At 63.8% G+C, this 17,915-nt stretch carries 23 protein-coding genes and 2 pseudogenes; 10 read left to right on the plus strand and 15 right to left on the minus strand.

The window, feature by feature from the left end; translation table 11 throughout:
- The first annotated feature begins 351 nt into the window (after nt 1-351).
- Both EH240_RS00150 and EH240_RS00155 read left to right on the plus strand, forming a co-directional pair.
- A pseudogene (locus EH240_RS00150) lies at nt 352-1,055 on the plus strand (helix-turn-helix transcriptional regulator).
- A 70-nt stretch (nt 1,056-1,125) separates the two neighbouring features.
- Complete coding sequence (locus EH240_RS00155; protein ID WP_124995399.1) at nt 1,126-1,494, plus strand: VOC family protein; 369 nt, start codon at nt 1,126-1,128, stop codon at nt 1,492-1,494.
- A gap of 75 nt (nt 1,495-1,569) precedes the next feature.
- Here EH240_RS00155 and lhpI read toward each other — a convergent pair whose 3' ends face one another.
- The 4 genes from lhpI to sppA all read right to left on the minus strand — a co-directional run bounded on the left by lhpI (nt 1,570) and on the right by sppA (nt 4,407).
- Nucleotides 1,570-2,538: a bifunctional Delta(1)-pyrroline-2-carboxylate/Delta(1)-piperideine-2-carboxylate reductase gene (gene lhpI, locus EH240_RS00160; RefSeq protein WP_124995400.1), complete on the minus strand. Its 969-nt coding sequence runs from the start codon at nt 2,536-2,538 to the stop codon at nt 1,570-1,572.
- Nucleotides 2,539-2,640: 102 nt separating this feature from the next.
- A complete protein-coding gene (locus tag EH240_RS00165) occupies nt 2,641-2,973 on the minus strand; it encodes a LapA family protein (RefSeq protein ID WP_124995401.1) in 333 nt (110 codons plus the stop codon).
- 117 nt (nt 2,974-3,090) lie between these two features.
- On the minus strand, nt 3,091-3,375 hold the full coding sequence (locus EH240_RS00170) for an integration host factor subunit beta (RefSeq protein ID WP_027165368.1): 285 nt from the start codon (nt 3,373-3,375) through the stop codon (nt 3,091-3,093).
- 78 nt (nt 3,376-3,453) lie between these two features.
- Nucleotides 3,454-4,407, minus strand: a complete 954-nt coding sequence (gene sppA, locus EH240_RS00175) for a signal peptide peptidase SppA (protein ID WP_124995402.1) — start codon at nt 4,405-4,407, stop codon at nt 3,454-3,456.
- A 308-nt stretch (nt 4,408-4,715) separates the two neighbouring features.
- On the opposite strand from sppA, the gene lptC reads away from it, so the two are divergent.
- The 6 genes from lptC to ptsN all read left to right on the plus strand — a co-directional run bounded on the left by lptC (nt 4,716) and on the right by ptsN (nt 9,972).
- Nucleotides 4,716-5,429: an LPS export ABC transporter periplasmic protein LptC gene (lptC, locus tag EH240_RS00180; protein ID WP_124995403.1), complete on the plus strand. Its 714-nt coding sequence runs from the start codon at nt 4,716-4,718 to the stop codon at nt 5,427-5,429.
- Nucleotides 5,416-6,018: an LptA/OstA family protein gene (locus EH240_RS00185; protein WP_124995404.1), complete on the plus strand. Its 603-nt coding sequence runs from the start codon at nt 5,416-5,418 to the stop codon at nt 6,016-6,018. Before lptC ends, EH240_RS00185 begins: the two co-directional genes overlap by 14 nt.
- Nucleotides 6,018-6,836, plus strand: coding sequence for an LPS export ABC transporter ATP-binding protein (gene lptB / locus EH240_RS00190; RefSeq protein WP_124995405.1), 819 nt, complete (start codon nt 6,018-6,020; stop codon nt 6,834-6,836). Before EH240_RS00185 ends, lptB begins: the two co-directional genes overlap by 1 nt.
- 187 nt (nt 6,837-7,023) lie before the next feature.
- Nucleotides 7,024-8,553, plus strand: a complete 1,530-nt coding sequence (gene rpoN / locus EH240_RS00195) for an RNA polymerase factor sigma-54 (RefSeq protein WP_124995406.1) — start codon at nt 7,024-7,026, stop codon at nt 8,551-8,553.
- A gap of 315 nt (nt 8,554-8,868) precedes the next feature.
- The gene (hpf, locus tag EH240_RS00200) at nt 8,869-9,447 is read left to right on the plus strand and encodes a ribosome hibernation-promoting factor, HPF/YfiA family (protein WP_124995407.1); all 579 of its coding nucleotides are present in this window, start codon (nt 8,869-8,871) and stop codon (nt 9,445-9,447) included.
- Between the two features lie 60 nt (nt 9,448-9,507).
- Complete coding sequence (ptsN, locus tag EH240_RS00205; protein ID WP_027165361.1) at nt 9,508-9,972, plus strand: PTS IIA-like nitrogen regulatory protein PtsN; 465 nt, start codon at nt 9,508-9,510, stop codon at nt 9,970-9,972.
- An 87-nt stretch (nt 9,973-10,059) separates the two neighbouring features.
- On the opposite strand, the gene EH240_RS00210 is transcribed toward ptsN, so the two are convergent.
- Together EH240_RS00210 and EH240_RS00215 are read right to left on the minus strand one after the other, a co-directional pair.
- Complete coding sequence (locus EH240_RS00210) at nt 10,060-10,317, minus strand: BQ00720 family protein (RefSeq protein ID WP_124995408.1); 258 nt, start codon at nt 10,315-10,317, stop codon at nt 10,060-10,062.
- 64 nt (nt 10,318-10,381) lie between these two features.
- Nucleotides 10,382-10,807, minus strand: coding sequence for an Hsp20 family protein (locus EH240_RS00215; protein ID WP_124995409.1), 426 nt, complete (start codon nt 10,805-10,807; stop codon nt 10,382-10,384).
- Nucleotides 10,808-10,948: 141 nt separating this feature from the next.
- Here EH240_RS00215 and EH240_RS00220 point away from each other — a divergent pair, with 141 nt between their 5' ends.
- On the plus strand, nt 10,949-11,890 hold the full coding sequence (locus EH240_RS00220; protein WP_124995410.1) for a nucleoside hydrolase: 942 nt from the start codon (nt 10,949-10,951) through the stop codon (nt 11,888-11,890).
- A 51-nt stretch (nt 11,891-11,941) separates the two neighbouring features.
- Here the strand turns inward: EH240_RS00220 and EH240_RS00225 are convergent, their stop codons facing one another.
- The 9 genes and pseudogenes from EH240_RS00225 to EH240_RS39595 form a co-directional block, all read right to left on the minus strand.
- Entirely contained in the window at nt 11,942-12,277 is a 336-nt protein-coding gene (locus EH240_RS00225; RefSeq protein WP_124995411.1) for a hypothetical protein, read from the minus strand.
- Between the two features lie 73 nt (nt 12,278-12,350).
- Nucleotides 12,351-12,668: a hypothetical protein gene (locus tag EH240_RS00230; RefSeq protein ID WP_124995412.1), complete on the minus strand. Its 318-nt coding sequence runs from the start codon at nt 12,666-12,668 to the stop codon at nt 12,351-12,353.
- A 68-nt stretch (nt 12,669-12,736) separates the two neighbouring features.
- Nucleotides 12,737-13,351, minus strand: coding sequence for a LysE family translocator (locus EH240_RS00235; protein WP_124995413.1), 615 nt, complete (start codon nt 13,349-13,351; stop codon nt 12,737-12,739).
- A 92-nt stretch (nt 13,352-13,443) separates the two neighbouring features.
- Nucleotides 13,444-14,895: an amidase gene (locus EH240_RS00240; protein ID WP_124995414.1), complete on the minus strand. Its 1,452-nt coding sequence runs from the start codon at nt 14,893-14,895 to the stop codon at nt 13,444-13,446.
- Between the two features lie 5 nt (nt 14,896-14,900).
- Nucleotides 14,901-15,803: a ribokinase gene (locus EH240_RS00245; RefSeq protein ID WP_124995415.1), complete on the minus strand. Its 903-nt coding sequence runs from the start codon at nt 15,801-15,803 to the stop codon at nt 14,901-14,903.
- A gap of 152 nt (nt 15,804-15,955) precedes the next feature.
- Nucleotides 15,956-16,438: a hypothetical protein gene (locus EH240_RS00250; RefSeq protein WP_124995416.1), complete on the minus strand. Its 483-nt coding sequence runs from the start codon at nt 16,436-16,438 to the stop codon at nt 15,956-15,958.
- The gene (locus EH240_RS00255) at nt 16,413-16,886 is read right to left on the minus strand and encodes a hypothetical protein (protein ID WP_425374759.1); all 474 of its coding nucleotides are present in this window, start codon (nt 16,884-16,886) and stop codon (nt 16,413-16,415) included. Before EH240_RS00255 ends, EH240_RS00250 begins: the two co-directional genes overlap by 26 nt.
- A 23-nt stretch (nt 16,887-16,909) precedes the next feature.
- Nucleotides 16,910-17,300, minus strand: a pseudogene (locus EH240_RS38705) (hypothetical protein).
- Nucleotides 17,297-17,431: a hypothetical protein gene (locus EH240_RS39595; RefSeq protein WP_281035098.1), complete on the minus strand. Its 135-nt coding sequence runs from the start codon at nt 17,429-17,431 to the stop codon at nt 17,297-17,299. Before EH240_RS39595 ends, EH240_RS38705 begins: the two are co-directional and overlap by 4 nt.
- A gap of 15 nt (nt 17,432-17,446) precedes the next feature.
- Between EH240_RS39595 and EH240_RS38710 the strand changes: the two genes are divergently transcribed.
- Nucleotides 17,447-17,860, plus strand: a complete 414-nt coding sequence (locus tag EH240_RS38710) for a hypothetical protein (RefSeq protein WP_245435795.1) — start codon at nt 17,447-17,449, stop codon at nt 17,858-17,860.
- Nucleotides 17,861-17,915 lie beyond the last annotated feature (55 nt).

Below are 17,915 nucleotides of genomic sequence, written 5' to 3' on the forward strand. Positions count from 1 at the left end.
AGAAAGCGGGAGATTCGTCGCGCAGCATCCATGCAAGCAATGCCGGGCAGACGATCGCCGCGACGTCGAGCGGCGCCCCGACGACCGCGAAGAGCTGGAACTGGGCGTTAAAGACGGTCGCCTCGCGCGAAAGCTCCGGTGACCATTTCGTCAGCTGGGCAGCGATTCGATCACATGGGTAAAGGACGGGCCGAGGCTGAGCGCCGCGACCGTAGCGGCAAGCACCGACCAGAACAGCCAGAATCCGCGCATCTCCATTGTGTGAATAACGGTGTCGGACCGCAGGCGTTCCCGTGCCTTGCCGCGGTATAGGTTGCGGACCTATCGTCCGGCATCCTGGATGGCAAATCGATGTCCCGTTCCGAACGCCTGCTCGACCTGATCCAGATCCTGCGCCGCCACCGCCGACCGGTAAACGGCCGCACGCTTGCGGATGAAATGGGCATTTCGACCCGCACGCTTTATCGCGACGTTGCAGGGGGCAGGGCGCTTCGATCGAAGGCGAGGCGGGGCTGGGCTATGTGCTGAAGCCCGGCTTCATGCTGCCGCCGCTGATGTTCACCGACGAGGAGATCGAGGCGATCGTGCTCGGCTCGCGCTGGGTGGCCAAGCAGCCGGACAAGCGATAGGCCGCCGCCGCGAGAGACGCGGTGGCGAAGATCGCGGCGGTGCTGCCGGACGATGTGCGCCAGGATCTCGATGCCACGACGCTGTTGGTCGGGCCGCGTTCGGAGAGCGCCGAGGCGATCGACCTCGGCATCGTCAGACAGGCGATCCGCAACGAGCGCAAGCTCGGCTTCCTCTACCGTGACGCCGGCGGCGCCGCATCGGAGCGCATGGTCTGGCCATTCGCGCTCGGCTTCTTCGACAAGGTGCGGGTGATGGTGGCGTGGTGCGAGATGCGCCGGGATTTCCGGCATTTCCGCACCGATCGCATGTCGGGTCTCACTGCCACCGATGTTCGCTACCCGCGCCGCCGCCAGGCGATGCTCAAGGAATGGCGGGCAACGCACGACAAGCCGGGACACAACACGCCGAAAGACTCGGCCGGCTGATTGCTGCTGCCAGATTCTGACAGTGGTGTCATCTAGGATCGCTGAGGTTCAAACACCCAGGAGATCAGACATGACCACGCCCAATTTCGTTATCCTCTACGTCGACAGCCCAGAAAAGAGTGGCGCGTTCTATTCTTCCTTGCTCGGACGCCAGCCGGTCGAGGCCTCGCCAACCTTCGCAATGTTCGTCCTCGACAACGGCTTCAAGCTCGGCTTGTGGTCGCGCCACACCGTTGAGCCGGCGGCCGCTGCTGCGGGCGGCGGTGGCGAGCTCGTGCTTGCGGTCGAGAATGCGGGTGCAGTCGATGCGACACACGCGGACTGGGTTGGGCGCGGCCTGAGAATCCTGCAGGCGCCGGTCGATCTCGACTTCGGCCGTACCTTCGTCGCGCTCGATCCCGACGGTCATCGGCTGCGCGTTTACTGGCCGAACGAGTAGGGGAGTAGGGAGTAGGGCAGTAGGGCAGTAGGGGGCGTGGCAGTTCACATACTGCCTTACTGCCCTGTTCCCCTACTACCTTGCGCTGACCGCCTTGTAGACGGCGATGCCGGCTGCGAGGTCCTCGAGCGCGGCGCCCACAGATTTGAACAGCGTGACCTCGCTGTCACTCTGCCGGCCTTGTTTCTCGCCGCGCGCCAGTTCATGCAGGTCGGCGACGATCGCTTCAAGCTTCAGCACGCCCGAGGCCAATGGCTGGACGATGTCGCCGGCCTCCTTGGTGGCGCCGGCGCGGGTGTCGACATAGACACGGGCGCGCGAAATTGCGTCATCGTCGCTCTCGCGCATCTGCGGCGTGAAGCCGCCGACCAGATCGACGTGTGCGCCCGGCCTCAGCAGCGCGCCCTTGATCAGCGGCGCGGTCGAGATGGTCGCCGACGAGACGATGTCGGCCTCGCCAAGCTCGGTTTCGAGATCGCCGGCTGCACTCGCCGGAAGGCCTTCGGCGCGGAGCGCTGCCGCGACTTTTTCGGCACTGGCCGGCGTGCGGTTCCAGATGCGGATGGATTTGATCGGTCTCACCGCCGAATGCGCCTTGGCGAGGAAGGACGACAACGCGCCGGCGCCAATCACCAGCAGACGCGACGCGTCCTTGCGGGCGAGATAGGATGCGGCGAGCGCCGAGGCGCAAGCGGTGCGCCATTGCGTCAGCCGCTGGCCGTCGATCAGCGCTTGCGGCTCGCCGGTCACGCCGTCGAGCAGCAGATAGAGGCCCATCACCGCCGGCTTGCCGATGGCGTTGTTGTCGGGCGACACGGTGACGATCTTGACGCCGATATGGCCGCCGGCCGAGCTGCCTGCGGCATTGAAGTCTGTCCAGGCCGGCATCAACAGCAGCGTCGAGGCGGCGCCATCCGGCCGCTCGACGGCGTGGTGATGGCGAACCGGCTGCACGGCGCCGTCGCGGAAGGCCGTGCGCAGTGTCTCGACCAGTCCGGGAAAGGTGAGCGCCTGATCGACCTCGGCGGCCGAGATGGTCAGCATGGAAAGCTCCGTGACGGGGCAGGCGAGCGGCTCAGCTTTCACCTGCTCCAAGTACTTGTTTCACGCAATTCCAGGCCGAACCGCGACGCGCTTCGCCTGGCTTCAGTTCGTCGGCTTGGGCAGCGCCGGTCCTTTCGGCGCCGCGGGCGCGCGGTTCACTGCCTGGCGCAGGTTCTCGGCCTCGATGCCGCGCTGGCGCGCGAGCTTGCGGTAGCGGCCCTGCTTCACCCAGGTCGCCAAGCTGCCGACGACCATGCCGATGGCTAAAGCCAGGAACAGGAAGATGAAGAGCGGCAAATTCAGCGTCAGTGCCGGATTGCCCGGATGGAACGGGTCGAGCGTGAAGGCGACCGGTCCGCGGTTGGCGACGGCAAGCGCGATCAGGATGACGGCCAGCGGCACGAAGACCACGACGAGCATGAAGCGATTGAACATCAAATCTCCGTGGAGAGGCGGTTTATAGCGCGCAAGTCTTTGTCCCGAAACCGGTCTCCACTTTCGGGAGACATGCTTTGAGCGCCGAGCCGTCGTTTCGACCTGCCGGCGCGGCGCCTATTTGCCGCCGTTCAGCCTTTCGCGCAACTCCTTGCCGGTCTTGAAGAACGGCACCCACTTCTCCTCGACCTCGACGGATTCGCCGGTGCGCGGGTTGCGGCCGGTGCGGGCAGGACGGTTTTTCACCGAAAAGGCGCCGAAACCGCGCAGCTCGACCCTGTTGCCCTCGGCGAGCGCGTCGGTGATCTCGTCAAAGATCGCGCCGACGATGTTTTCAACGTCGCGCAGGAAAAGATGCGGGTTGCGCGCGGCAATGATCTGCACAAGTTCGGACTTGATCATGAGAACGTTCCCCGTAAGCCACTGCGGTCAAATTATCAGGATGATTTTATTGCTTTATTTGGCTCGTCCCGACGATTGTCAAGGGTGCCAGACCGAAACGAGACCGTCAAGGAACAAGCGGTCGGCGCCAAGTTCGTGAATGATGTCGCCGCCGGCGTCCGGCAGGCCGAGCGCGCTGGCGATGGCTTTGGTCATGCTTTTCGAAAACAGGAAACCGCGCCGTTCCGTGTCCTTCCACTCGACGACCTTGAGCTTGCTGTCGACGCCCTTGGTCGCCAGCCAGTCGATCGCCTCGGTCTCGCCGCCGACCGCGTCGACCAGATGATTGCCGAGCGCCTGGCGGCCGGTGAAGATCGAGCCGTCGGCCAGCGCCAGCGCCTGCTCGCGGGTCATCTTGCGCCGCTCGGCGACGATGCCGACGAACCAGTCGTAGCTGTCGAGGATGAGCTTGCGCACCATGGCGCGCTCGTCGTCATTGGTCGGCTTGAACGGCGAGGGCGCGGCCTTGAGCGGCGACGACTTCACCTCTTCCAGCTTGATGCCGAGCCTGTCCATCAGGCCGCTGACGTCGGGATACTGGATCAGCACGCCGATCGAGCCGACGATCGAGGTCTTGCGGGCAACGATGTGGTCGGCCGCGCTCGCGATCATGTAGCCGGCGGACGCCGCTAGCGTGCCGACCTCGGCCACCACCGGCTTGTCGCCGGCAAGCTTGCGCACCTCCTCATAGATCGACTCGCCGCCGACGGTGGTGCCGCCGGGCGAATCGATCGACAGGATGACGCCTTTCACCACCGCCGACTTGCGGATCGTCTCCAGCCTTTTGATCAGTTCGTCGTCCTCGGTGATGGTGCCTTCGATCTTGACCTTGGCGATGTGGTCGACAGCCTGGCCGGTGAGATCCTCACCGTAGATCCAAGCCGAAAACGCAATCAGCGCTGCCGCCAGAACCAAAAACGCAGCCACGCGCCAGAAGGTCAGCTTGCGGCGCAAGTGGCGGCGGTCGATCAGGTCGTCGGCTCTCATTGCCATCGTCAGCCTCACAATCGGTGGGAAAAGACGCTTTTTAAAGCAACCACCCGCGCGGGGCTACCGTTTCCTGACAGCTGTGGTTGCTGATTACCTTGGCGCAACGTGGCGGTCACGACGACCTCACGAAAAATTAACGCAGCCCGTCCCTATCTGCTATGAAGGGCTGGCAGTTCAGCCGAATTCGTCCTAGTCGTGCGGTAGTAACCGTCACATTTTTGCAGTTTTCCTCCGCTTGTGCTTGCTTGCGGGGACCGGCATACCACCTATAGGCGGTGTTTGGCGGGGCAAGGGCTCATTAGAAAACAGTCATGTTGGCGCGATCTGACGAAACGAGCGATGCCGAAATGGTGTCGGCTGCCGCTGGCGAAAGCGGCACGCGCGGCGACGCGTTCGACCGTGCGAAGCGGCATTCGCGCCGCGTGCGCGTGCTGAAGTTCGCCGTGCCGCTGCTGGCGGCGGCAATTGCGGTCGCCTTTCCGGTCTATTCCTATCTCGCCGCGCCGGTGTCGATTTCGGTGCAAGCCGACGGCACCGCTTTTTCGAACGGCAAGCTGGTGATGGCCAACCCCAAGCTCAACGGCTTCACCAAGCAGAAACTGCCTTATTCTCTGACGGCGACCAGGGCGACGCAGGATGTCGGCAACCAGGGCATTATCGACCTCGAAGGCATCGATGCCAAATTGCCTGTCGCCAGCGACAATGTCGTGGCCGTCAACGCCGCGCACGGCATCTACAATCGCGACGCCAACACGATGGATCTCACCAGCGACGTCGACGTGACGACCTCCGATGGCCTCGTTGCCAAGTTCAAATCAGTCTTCCTAGACATGGGCAAAGGCTCTATGAAGACGGACAATCCGGTCGATGTCAGCCGTGGCGGGTCGCGCATCACCGCCGACTCGATGTCGGTGGAAGAGAACGGCAAGGTGGTGGTCTTCGAGAACCGGGTGCGCGTCAACATCGATGCGGCAAGTCTGAAGGCGGCAGAGGCAAAGAGCGGAGAGCAGAATGCGTCGCAGTAGTTTGGCAAGGCTTGCAGCGGCGGCCTCCCTTTTGCTGTTGCCCGGGGCAGCGCCCGCGCTTGCCCAGTCCGGCAGCACCAGCCAGATGTCCGGCCTGAAATTATCGGGCGACCAGCCGATCCAGATCGAAAGCGACAAGCTCGAAGTTCGTCAGGCCGACAGCGCGGCGATCTTCAGCGGCAACGTCACCGTCAATCAGGGGCCGACGCTGCTCAAGGCCGGCAAGATGACGGTCTACTATGTCAAGGATGCCAATGCCCCCAAGGGCGCGGCGGCCGGCGCGTCGGCGATGACGGGTGCCGCCAACATCGACCACCTCGTGGTCGAGAACAAAGTCTACATCAAATCGAACGACCAGATCGCCACCGGCGACAAGGGCACGTTCGACATGAAGACCGAGGTGCTCGTTCTTTCCGGCAACGAAGTGGTGCTCTCGCAGGGCGACAACGTGCTCAAGGGCTGCAAGCTCACCGTTCAGATGAAGAGCGGTCTTGCCAATGTCGACGGTTGCGGCACCGGCGGTCGCGTCATCATGTCGATCACGCCCCAGAAACAGGGAACGGCCCAGCAGGGAGCGTCGAGCAAGTAATGGCCGGCGTATCGTCGCTGCTGGCCCGCCTCCCGGGGCGGGCGGTCGCAAAACCGTCTGCGCCGGCGACGGTCGGCGCCGACAAGGCGAAGTTCAAGGGCACCCTGATCGCCAAGGGCCTGACCAAGAGCTACAAGGGCCGCAAGGTGGTGAGCGGCGTGACGCTCGGCGTGCGCGCCGGCGAGGCCGTCGGGCTGCTTGGCCCCAATGGCGCCGGCAAGACCACCTGCTTCTACATGGTCACCGGTCTCGTGCCGGTGGACGAAGGCACGATCGAGATCGACGGCTTTGACGTCACCTCGATGCCGATGTACCGGCGCGCCCGCCTCGGCATCGGCTATCTGCCGCAGGAGGCGTCGATCTTCCGCGGCCTCAACGTCGAGCAGAACATTCGCGCCGTTCTGGAAGTGGTGGAAAAGAGCCGCAAGGAACGTGAGCGCACGCTCGACGAGTTGCTCGAGGAATTCCACATCAGCCATCTGCGCAAAGCGCCGTCGATGTCGCTGTCAGGCGGTGAACGGCGCCGTCTCGAGATCGCGCGGGCGTTGGCGACGCGGCCGGCCTATATGCTGCTGGACGAGCCTTTCGCCGGTATCGATCCGATCGCGGTCGCCGACATCCAGCAACTCGTTCGCCATCTGACCGCGCGCGGCATCGGCGTGCTGATCACGGATCACAATGTGCGCGAGACGCTCGGCCTGATCGACCGCGCCTATATCATCCATGCCGGCCAGGTGCTGACGCATGGCCGGGCCGACGAAATCGTCGCCAACGCCGACGTCCGGCGGCTCTATCTCGGCGAGGGCTTCACGCTCTGAGCGTGAAAGTCCTGTTTTTCGGGCTTCTGGCGTCATTTCGCGAGATTCTTGCCTGCTCTTACGGCAAATAACGCTCCGGTAAGCCGCTGCTGCTAGCGTTTGGCTTGACAAGCAAAAGCCGGGCCAGTTTCTATGCCCGACCGAAAAGCGGTAGTTCGATGTGTAGACGGGGCGTTTGAATCCAACCATGGCGCTGGCGGCCAAACTGCAGCTCAGACAGTCCCAGTCGCTGGTGATGACGCCCCAGCTGATGCAGTCGATCAGGCTGCTGCAGCTCACCCATGTCGAGCTCGAACGCTTCATCGACGAGGAGATTGAGCGCAACCCGCTGCTGGAGCGGGCCGAGGCGCAGGATGAGACCGGCGGCGATCAGCCGCCGAAGAGCGAGGCCGCGCCCGAGCCGACGCCGGAGGGCGACTGGTTCGAGGCCGAGACGGAATGGAGCGCCGAGGCGATCTCGGAAAAGCTCGACTCGTCGCTGGAGAATCTCTTCCCCGATGATCCCGGGACGAGCGAACGGCTGGGACCGGACCTCACCGCGCAATGGAAGTCGGCGTCCGGAGGCAGCGCCGGCGGCGCTTCGTCGGAGGGTTTCGATGTCGGCGAGATGGCCGCGACCGCGGTGACGCTGCGCGAGCATGTCAGCGAGCAGATCGCTCTTGCCTTCCCTACCCCCGCCGAACGCCTGATTGCCGGCGAGCTTGCCGACAGCCTTGACGAGGCCGGCTATCTGCGCGCCGACCTGGAGGAGGTCGCCGCGCGGTTGGGCGCAGGCAAGGCGGCTGCGGCACGCGTGCTGGACGTCTGCCAGACCTTCGAGCCGACCGGCTTGTTTGCTCGCGATCTCGCCGAATGCCTGTCTTTGCAGCTTGCCGTGCGCGACCGGCTCGATCCCGCGATGAAGGCCCTGGTCGCTAATCTCGAGCTGCTTGCCCGGCGCGACTTTCAGACGCTGAAGCGCATCTGCGGCGTCGACGAGGAAGACCTTCTCGACATGCTAGCCGAGATCCGAGCGCTCGATCCGCGGCCCGGCACGGCCTTTTCGGGCGGAGCGAGCGACGCGATCATCGCCGATGTCGAGGTACGGGCCGCCGCCGACGGCAGCTGGACGGTGGAGCTCAACGCCGACACGCTGCCGCGCGTCTTGGTCGATCATATCTATTTCGCCCGGGTTTCCGGTCATGCCAAGGACCAGGCGGAAAAGGAGTTTCTCGCCGAATGCCTGCAGAACGCCAACTGGCTGACGCGCAGCCTCGACCAGCGGGCGAAGACCATCCTGAAGGTGGCCTCGGAGATCGTGCGCCAGCAGGATGCGTTCCTCGTCCATGGCGTGCGGCATCTCAAGCCGCTCAACCTGCGCACGGTAGCCGATGCGATCGGCATGCATGAATCGACCGTGAGCCGCGTCACAGCCAACAAATACATGCTGACGCCGCGCGGCGTGTTCGAGCTGCGCTATTTCTTCACCGCTTCGATCGCCTCGGCGGAGGGCGGCGAAGCCCATTCCTCGGAAGCAGTGCGCGACCGCATCAAGCAGCTTATCGACGAGGAAAAGCCCGCCGACGTGCTTTCTGATGACGCCATCGTCGACATGCTGCGGGAAAGCGGCGTCGACATCGCCCGCCGCACCGTCGCCAAATACAGGGAAGGAATGAGCATCCCTTCGTCGGTGCAGCGGCGGCGCGAGAAGCGCGCGTTGGCCAACGCCGGGCGCTAAGGGTAATTGATATTCAGCCGGCCTGACCTAGTTTCTGCAAGCTTGGGGAACGGGCTGATTTTCACAGTTTTCGCACTTCATTGACAAGCTGCAATGAAGTGTCTAGAAGCCCGCCCGCATGAGCCGTGCCGTGATGCCCGCTCGCGAATGGGTCCGTCAAAGCGAAGGCCTCGGACGGCCAAGAAGGCGACTTGTGATCAACCGGAAAGTTCAGGTCTAAAATCGGCGCGCGTGCCGCCGCAAAGCTTGTGCGCGCGCACCACGGGTATAAACTCGGGACAGTTTGAAGCCTGAGCAAGGAAGGTCAGTTTTCAGATGAATCTGCGCATTTCGGGAAAACACATGGACATCGGCGATGCGTTCCGCACGCGCATCAACGATCGTGTCAACGAAGCGATTGAAAAGTATTTCGATCGGGGTTTTTCAGGACATGTAACGGTCATCAAGGCGGGGTCGCGCTTCTCGGCCGATTGCATGATCCGTCTCGATTCCGGCGCCTCGCTGCAGGCGACCGGCGATGCCCAGGATCCCACGCTTGCCTTCGAGGCGGCCGCCGATCGCCTCGAAACGCGGCTGCGGCGCTACAAGCGCCGGCTGAAGTCGCATGGTCCCGGCAATGGCGAGGCTACCGACATCGCCTACACCGTGATGGAGCCACTGGCCGACGACGAGGAGGAAATCCCGGAGAACTTCGCTCCGGCCATCGTCGCCGAATCGACCGTGACGCTTCGCACCATGTCGGTGGCGTCGGCCGTCATCGAGCTCGACACCAAGGACAGCCCGGTTTTCGTCTTCCGCAACGCCGGAAACGGCCATGTCAATATCGTCTACCGCAGGCCGGATGGAAACATCGGCTGGATCGATCCGTCGACGATCAAAGTCGCCCAGGGATAAGAAAACCGGCCGCGCGAGGGGGACGACCGGCGCGGCAGGCGAGCAAGGGATTTTTCAAGCATGGATCTCAGCGATCTCATCAGCGTCTCGGCTATCATGCCGGCGTTGAAGGCGAATTCCAAGAAACAGCTTCTGCAATTGCTGTCGGAGAGGGCGGCGGCAATTTCAGGGATTCCGGAGCGGGAAGTGTTCGACACCATCCTGCAGCGCGAGCGGCTGGGCTCTACTGGCGTCGGCAATGGCATAGCCATTCCGCACGGCAAGCTCGCGGGCGTGAAGCGGATCGCGGGCGTGTTCGCCCGGCTGGAGACGCCGGTGGATTTCGAGGCGCTCGACGACCAGCCGGTCGACCTGGTGTTTCTGCTGCTTGCGCCCGAAGGCGCCGGCGCCGACCATCTCAAGGCGCTGTCGCGCATCGCGCGTGTGCTGCGCGACGCCGATACGGTGGCCAAGATCAGGGGAACGCGCGACGCGGTGGCGATCCACGCGCTGTTGTCGGACACGCAGGCCTCGCACGCTGCCTGAAGCTTTAGGGGTAAAACCTCTAAAGAGCCGCCGGGAGCGGCCCTTTCCAATTCAGACGATGACCCCAAATTCAAATAGTAACTGGGGTCAGTGAATGGCGACCGTGGTCAGGTCGTTCTCCAGCGCACCCGCCAGCGCCCGGTCGCGGGCATCGGAAAGCAGGATCGGCTGGCCGTTGGCGGCAAACAGCGCCCACAGTTCCAGGCCGGGCGCGATTTCGCCGAGGCCGGGGAAGCGGCCGCGCAGATCGTCGCTCGATACTTTCCTCAGGTAAGCGACCGAACCTTCGCCAAGATGAGCGAACTCGCCGCTGGTCATGGTCAGGGTTTCGTCAGTTCTGGTCATTTCAAGCCTCCTTGGCGCGAGGACGCCACTTCCGGCCGTCCCGCATTAGAGCCATCGGCAAAGATCAGTCTTTCACCGATATGTTTATTTTCCGTACCAGCCGCTCGGCCTCCGGACGGTCGAGATCGATCGACAAAAGGCCGTTCTTCAATTCCGCGCCGACCACCCGCATGCCATCGGCCAGCACGAAGCAGCGCTGGAACTGGCGCGCGGCGATGCCGCGGTGGAGGAACTCGCGCTCGGTGTCGTCGGTCTGACGGCCGCGCACGATCAGCTGGTTTTCCTCCGTGGTGACATCGAGGTCGCTTTCGGCAAAACCCGCCACGGCAAGCGTGATGCGCAGCCTCTCGGCCTTGCCGTCCGAGGCGCCTAGGCGCTCGATGTTGTAGGGGGGATAGCTGTCCCCCGACTTCGCCAGACGCTCCAGCGTCTTTTCCATGGCGTCGAAACCCAGAAGGAGCGGGCTCGAAAAGGGCGTCATTCGACTCATTGTTACACTGTCCTCTCAAGAGCGACATAAACTGGAAAAACCCGGATGGCATTTTTCCCGATTGCGTTGATATGGTCCGCCGCGCGATCAAGTTCAAGCCGTCAAAACCCCGCCCAAAAAGACTCCCCAAAAGGAATTGAAATGCCCCAGTCACGAAAGATCATCATCGACACGGACCCCGGCCAGGACGATGCCGTCGCCATATTGCTGGCGCTCGGCAGCTCCGAGCTGGAGGTCGTCGGCATCACCGCCGTTGCCGGCAACGTGCCGCTGAAACTCACCGAGAAGAATGCCCGCAAGATTTGCGAGCTCGCCGGCCGGCCCGACATCAAGGTCTATGCCGGCGCCATCCGCCCGCTGGCGCGGGAGCTCGTCACCGCCGAGGAAGTGCATGGCAAGACCGGCCTCAACGGACCGCAACTGCCCGAACCGACGATGCCGCTGCAGGAGCAGTACGCGGTCGATTTCATCGTCGAGACGCTGATGCGCGAGGAAAGCGGCACCATCACGCTCTGCCCGCTCGGGCCGCTCACCAATATCGCGCTGGCGCTGATCCGCGAGCCGCGGATCGCGCCGCGCATCAAGGAAATCGTGCTGATGGGCGGCGGTTTCTTCGAGGGCGGCAACGTCACGCCAGCGGCCGAATTCAACATCTATGTCGACCCGCAGGCGGCCGATCTGGTGTTCAAGTCGGGCATACCGATCGTGATGATGCCGCTCGATGTCACCCACAAGGCGCTGACCACGGCAAGGCGGACCAAGGCTTTCCGCGAGCTAGGCACCAGGGTCGGCACGGCCACTGCCCAGATGCTGGAGTTCTTCGAGCGTTTCGACGAGGAGAAATACGGCACCGATGGCGGGCCGCTGCACGATCCTTGCGTGATCGCCTATCTCATCAAGCCGGAGCTGTTCAAAGGCCGCCGCTGCAGCGTCAGCGTCGAGACGGCTTCCGAGCTCACCATGGGCATGACTGTGATCGACTGGTGGGGCGTCACCAAGCGCGAGAAGAACGCCATGGTGATGCGCGACATCGACCATGACGCGTTCTTCGGGCTGCTGCTGGAGAGGCTGGGGCGGCTGTAGGGGCGCTCATTCTCGCAGCAGCCGATATGTGTTGGCACCACGCTTGTGGTGCTAGCGCTCGATGGGGACGATCGAACCGACAGGGTGCGGTATCCCCACTCCGTCATCTACCGATATCTCTGCGTCACCATCCTCGAGGCGCACGTCGTAGGCGTAATACAGCCCGCGGCCGACGGCGGCTGTCGGGTTGACGGGCATCAGTCTGACGTACTCGACAATGCCGGTCACGCGTTGCGTTGAGATGACTGGATTATTTTGTAACCGCACGACGCCGATGATTCCGCTCAGCGCGAAGGCGCAAAAGAAAGCGACGCCGATCACGGCGTCGCTGTACTCGTATTGCCAAATAAGCAAGCGATTCCGGAAGGAAACGTTTGACTTGTTCATGGTGAAGAGTTGTGGTGACGGCTAAAGCTATTCAATATGTTCTTGAAAATAATTGCGGTTGAAAGCCCGAGGCTCATTCCGGGAATCGATAGAAAACGAAGCCGTTGTCGCGGGTGACGCGTTCTATATTCGCGTGTGAGCCGATCGGGTGAGGGCGATTGTCATTGGCGAGAACCGTAGCGCCGCTATCGAGAAAGAGCACATAGATTGTCGGGGAGCCTTTTCCCCATTGAACGCTCCTGATTGTAGCGCCCAATGCATCGACCGAACGGACGGGGCTGGCATCATTTGTCACTTGTCGGATGAAGACGAACGCACCAAACGCAAACAGCACGCCAACCAGCAGAATGGCGAGCGCGTTTCTGCGTAGTTCAGTGTACCTTTTAGGCATTTGCTTGACCCCCAGCGACTTATGATGTGGGGGTCAGAAGTGTTGTTGTGAAGGCCTGTTCGTTTGTCTTACTTCGCCTTCGAGAACGCCAGCCACAGCCCGCCGCCGACCAGGAAGCTGCCGCTGATGCGGGACATAAGCTTGACGCGGCTGGCCGAGAGCAGGCGCCCGGCGCGGCCGGCGGCAAGCGCGTAGGTCGAGTCCGACAAGGCGGCAAAGACCATGGCGGTCAGGCCCATGACCACGATCTGCAGCGTGTAATTGCCGTGCGGCGCGATGAACTGCGGGAAGAAGGCGCCAAAGAACACCAGCGTTTTCGGATTGGAGATCGCGACCAGGAAGCCCTGCAGGAAGAAGCCGCCGCGCGGCTTTTTCACCGACCCGTCGGCGTTCAGCTTGCCTTTCGAGCGGAACATCTGCACGCCCATCCAGATCAGATAGCCGGCGCCGATCAGTCGCACCCACTCGAACCAGTGGCCCATGCCGGCGATCAGCGTGTTGAGGCCGATGCCGACGATGGCAATCATGATGGCAAGCCCGGCTTGAGTGCCCGCGACATTGGCGAGCCCGGCGCGCGAGCCGTGACGCATGCTGTTGGCGATGATCAGCGTGACCGTCGGCCCGGGCACCAGGACGATGACGATGCAGGCGACGACATAGGTGGCGTAGAGTTCCAGCGACATGGTCTTGCCTCGAACAGGATGGCGCCGACTTGGGCGGAGCGCGATCAATGCACGGAGTTCGCGCCGGCGCAAGCGCGCCGGCCAGGTGGCCGTCAGGCAGCGCCCACCGGCCAGGGCAGCGTCGCCTCATAGGCGGCGCCGGCTTTGAGCACGGCGAGGTCGCCGCGTGGGCGGCCGATCAACTGCATGCCCATCGGCCGGCCCTTGTCGTCGAAGCCGACCGGGACGTTGAGCGCCGGGCAGCCGCCCAGGGTGGCAAAGGCGGAGACCTGCATCCAGCGGTGATAGCTGTCCATGGCCCGCCCGGCGACCTCGCGCGGCCAGTGGGTGGCTACGTCGAAGGGGAAGATCTGCGCCGTTGGCAGGACGATGAGGTCGAAGCGCTCGAACAGCGACAGCAGCGTGCGGTGCCATGAGGAGCGCCAGACCGTGGCGGCATGGACCTGCGGCGCGGTGAGGCGGATTGCCTGCTCGACTTCCCAAACCACTTCCGGCTTCAGCAGCTTGCGTTTTTCCGGATCGTCATAGTGCGCCTTCAGCCCGCAGCCGCTGCTTGCCTGGCGCAGCGTCACGAAGGCCTGCCATAGCGCCTCGAAGTCGAAATCCGGCACCAGCGCCTCGGTATGGAAGGACGCATCGGCGAAGCGGGCGAGGGCGGCCTGGCAAAGGTCGAGGATTCCAGGCTCCATCGGCAAGTGGCCGCCGAGATCGCCGAGCCAGGCGGTGCGACCGCCGGTGGCTTTCGTGCGCAAACCTTCGAGGAACGAGCCCTGCTTGTGATGCGACAGCGGCGCGTGCGGATGGTAGCCGGCCTGCTCGTCGAGCAGCAGCGCGATATCGGCGACGTTGCGGCCCATCGGCCCCTCGACGCCCATCTGGGCGTGGAAGACATCAATGTCGGGGCCGGCTGGCACGAGTCCCTGCGAGGGGCGGAAGCCGTAGACGTTGTTGTAGGCCGCCGGATTGCGCAGCGAGCCGCCGAAGTCGCTGCCGTCGGCCAAAGGCACCATGTCGAGCGCCAGCGCCACGGCTGCGCCGCCGCTCGAGCCGCCGGCAGTGAGCGCCGGATCGAAGGCATTGAGCGTCGGGCCGAAGACCGGATTGTAGGTGTTGGAACCCAGCCCGAATTCGGGAACATTGGTCTTGCCGATGATGATGGCGCCGGCCTTGCGGAGCCGCTCGACGAAGAAGTCGTCCTCTTGCGGGACGAAATCGGCGAAGATCGGCGAGCCGAAAGTGGTCCTCAGGCCCTTGGTGAGGGCCAGGTCCTTGATGGCGATCGGCAGGCCGAACAACGATCCAGCCGCGCCGCCCTGCGCCAAATGGGTATCGGCCCGCTCGGCTTCCGCCAGGACGTCGGCGCGCTCGCGCAGCGACACGATGGCGTTGACCAACGGGTTTACGGCCTCGATGCGGTCGAGGAAAGCGGCGACCACTTCGCGCACCGAAAGGCGCCGTTGCCGAATGGCTTGGGCAAGATCGATCGCCGACAAGCGGCAGATGTCGCCGGCCGGCGGCACGGCATGTTTCGTAGCGGGGCGCATCGCCGTCACCGCGCGGCCAAGGCGGCGTCGACGTCCTTTGCCAGCGGGATCGCCGGCTGCGCGCCCGGCTTCAGGCAGGCGAGCGAGCCTGCCGCCGCGGCGCGCGCAAGCGCCTGCTCCAGCGAGAGGCCCGACGACAGGCCGGCGCCGAAATAGCCGCAAAAGGTGTCGCCGGCGCCGACCGTGTCGACTGGGGCGATCTTGAGCGCCGGGACGGTGAGGGAATGGTCGGGGGTGGCGGCCAGCACGCCGTCGCCGCCGAGCGTGACAACGATAGCGCGGCCGGTCTTTTGGGCATAGTCGCGCATCCGCGCCTGCCGGTCCCGCCCGGAGAGCGCCAGCGCCTCGCCATAGAGGTCGAACTCGGTCTCGTTGGCGACGGCGTAGTCGGCCTTGCTGAGAAAACCGGAAGCCTCGACGCGGAAAGGCGCGGTGTTGAGCACGCTGACGGCGCCTGCCGAGCGTGCTGCATCGAGCGCCGCTTCCACCGTGTGCAGAGGGATCTCATGCTGCAAGAGCACGACATCGCCCTTCTTCAGGAAGGCTTTGGCGACGTCGCCGGGCAGCACCGAATCATTGGCGCCCGGCACTACGGCGATCACGTTCTCGCCGTCGGCTCCGACCAGGATCAGCGCCGTGCCGGTCGAGGCGAAGCTTTCGCCGACGCCGGAAAGATCGACCTTGCCGGCTTTCAGCAGCGCCAGCGCTTCGGCGGCAAAGCTGTCCTTGCCGACGGCGCCCACCAAGCGCACCTTGGCGCCGGCGCGGGCCGCTGCCAGCGCCTGGTTGGCGCCCTTGCCGCCGGGCGCGGTGGCGAAGGCGGAGCCGCGGACCGTCTCGCCGGGTTCCGGCAGGCGGTCGACATTGGCGATCAGGTCGAGGTTGATCGAGCCGACTATGATGATCAAGAAACGCCTCCTGCCGGAGCGGGTTGGCCTTCGATAAAAGGCTGAACCGCTCCAAGTCCTTGCTTTTACGCAATTGATTGCGCGCGAGGCTAGCCGCAAAGACGGCCGGTTGCCAGATCATGTCGCTTTATGCGCGCCGCTGGCCCACAGCATCATTCGCAGCGCAGAGTGACCGTGCCCTGGTAATTGCCCGCCGGGAAGATGCCGGGCGATTTCGTCGCCGTGAGATCGACCTGGACGGAGTGGGTCCCGTTGATGACGCGCTGCGGCGAGCCGCCAGGGATGTCGGGCCCGGAGCCGTCGAGGCGGAAGACGGTATCAAAGGTGACGTTGGTGTCGCCGCCGCTCGGCGAGGAGGTGAAGGCGATCGGCGCCGGTGCCGAGACCGAATAGCAATCCAGCAGGTTGAGGATCGTGCAGAGCAGCGAGCTTGCCGTGATGGTGGCGGTTGCGCTCGATCCGCCCGCCTGCCTGGAGCCGAAGATGTTGATCGCCGGGTTCGATTTCATCGTTTCCGAGGCACCGATCATGATGGTGCAGGTGCCGATGATTGCCGCTTGCGCCGGGAGATGGAAGCCGGCAAGCAACGCCATCGCCAGCAGCACGCGGCTATCTCTTCTTCTTTTTCTTGTCATTGCCGGTTGTTCCTCTGATGCTCCAGCCTTCGTTAGCCCATCCGGCTGATGCCGCAGCGGAGGCGGTCGCGGGAGCGGGAGCAGCCACGCTCCCAGTCTGGCTGTCAGCGCCGAGGCCCATCTTGAGAAGCTTCAGTTCAAGCTGCAGGCGCTCGACCTCGAGTTCGTAGAGGCGACTGCAATCGACGCGCTTCGGCGTCCGCCTGATCGGGACCGCAACGCGGCCGTAAGTGGCGATGTCGCTGTTCGACTGGCTGTTGTTGCTGCCGCGGATGACGCCGACGTCGAGATAGGCGCCGCTGCCGGAAACGGCGGAGCGGCAGGTCGTGCCGTCGGAAGCATGAACCTCGTCCTGGCCCTGTGGCAAGGTGACGCCGGGCAAGGTGAAGCCCGTCTGGTTCTGGTTCAGGTTCAGGATATCCTCGGCAAACCCCTGGCTTGCGGTCACCAAAGCGGGCAGCAAGGAAAGGGTCAGAACCTGCCATGCCCGAAGAACTTTCCGCGTATCTGCGCCCTTATCTGCGTCTGCTCGCCTGGAAAGGGGATACTCTCTGCACAGATACGCACCTTACGTTCGTTCGCGCCGTCGAACGGGACGACCACCAGAACCGGACGCGACGCCTGGCCCGCCAGAAGGAAGGCGCTTGGCGTGATCTTGACGTCGATCGGCTGGAAATCTTGGTCATAGACATGGACCTCGACGCGTATGCGCTGGTCGTAGATTGCCGGGGAAGACGCGGACGGCGAAGGCTTCGGTGAAGGATCTCACCTCGCCGCGCATCGGCGTCATCGACTGACTGGTCGCGGCAATCGGAGACAACACGACGGTCAGCCCCGCCGCTAGGATTCCAATCGTTCTCAAAGACCGCTCCTTTCGCGAGAGGGCTGTTCGCAGCGCACCGTCACTGTCGCCTGGTAGCCGCCGGCCGAGAAGCGATTGGTGCCGCTCTTGGCGCCGGTAAGATTGATCGCGGCCGTCGACGTGCCGGGCACGGTGAGCGCCGTGCCGTGCCGGTTTCGGCAATCGTCTGCGCGCCGGTGGTGGCGAAGGTCGGTGTCCAGGTGGTGGCCGTGACGTCGCTAGCCGGCACGGTGGTGACGGTCACCGGGTCGACGCTCAGCGAAACGCCGCCCGTTGTGTCGACCTGGACGCTACCGGCAGAGCCACCCGCGTTGTGGGAACTCAGCGATTGCAGGTTGCTGCTGACGGTCATGGTGCCGTTGGAGTTGACCGTCAGCGTGCAGGTGGCGGTGATGGTGCCGTTGAAGAGAACATTTCCGGTGGCGGCCGATGCCGTCTGGCCAGCGCAGGCGGCCAGCAGGCTTGCTGCCATTGCTGCGCGAAGGAATTTCATCGAGACCCCTCTTTCGAGCCAAACTGCTCAATATAGAGGCATCATCTCTTTATCGTGGTTAATTTAGCGTTAAGTGAAATAACAACATCAAACAACTTAAAATACAACTGGCGAAAGTTGTA

The organism is Mesorhizobium tamadayense (assembly GCF_003863365.1).
GTDB classification, from domain to species: domain Bacteria; phylum Pseudomonadota; class Alphaproteobacteria; order Rhizobiales; family Rhizobiaceae; genus Mesorhizobium; species Mesorhizobium tamadayense.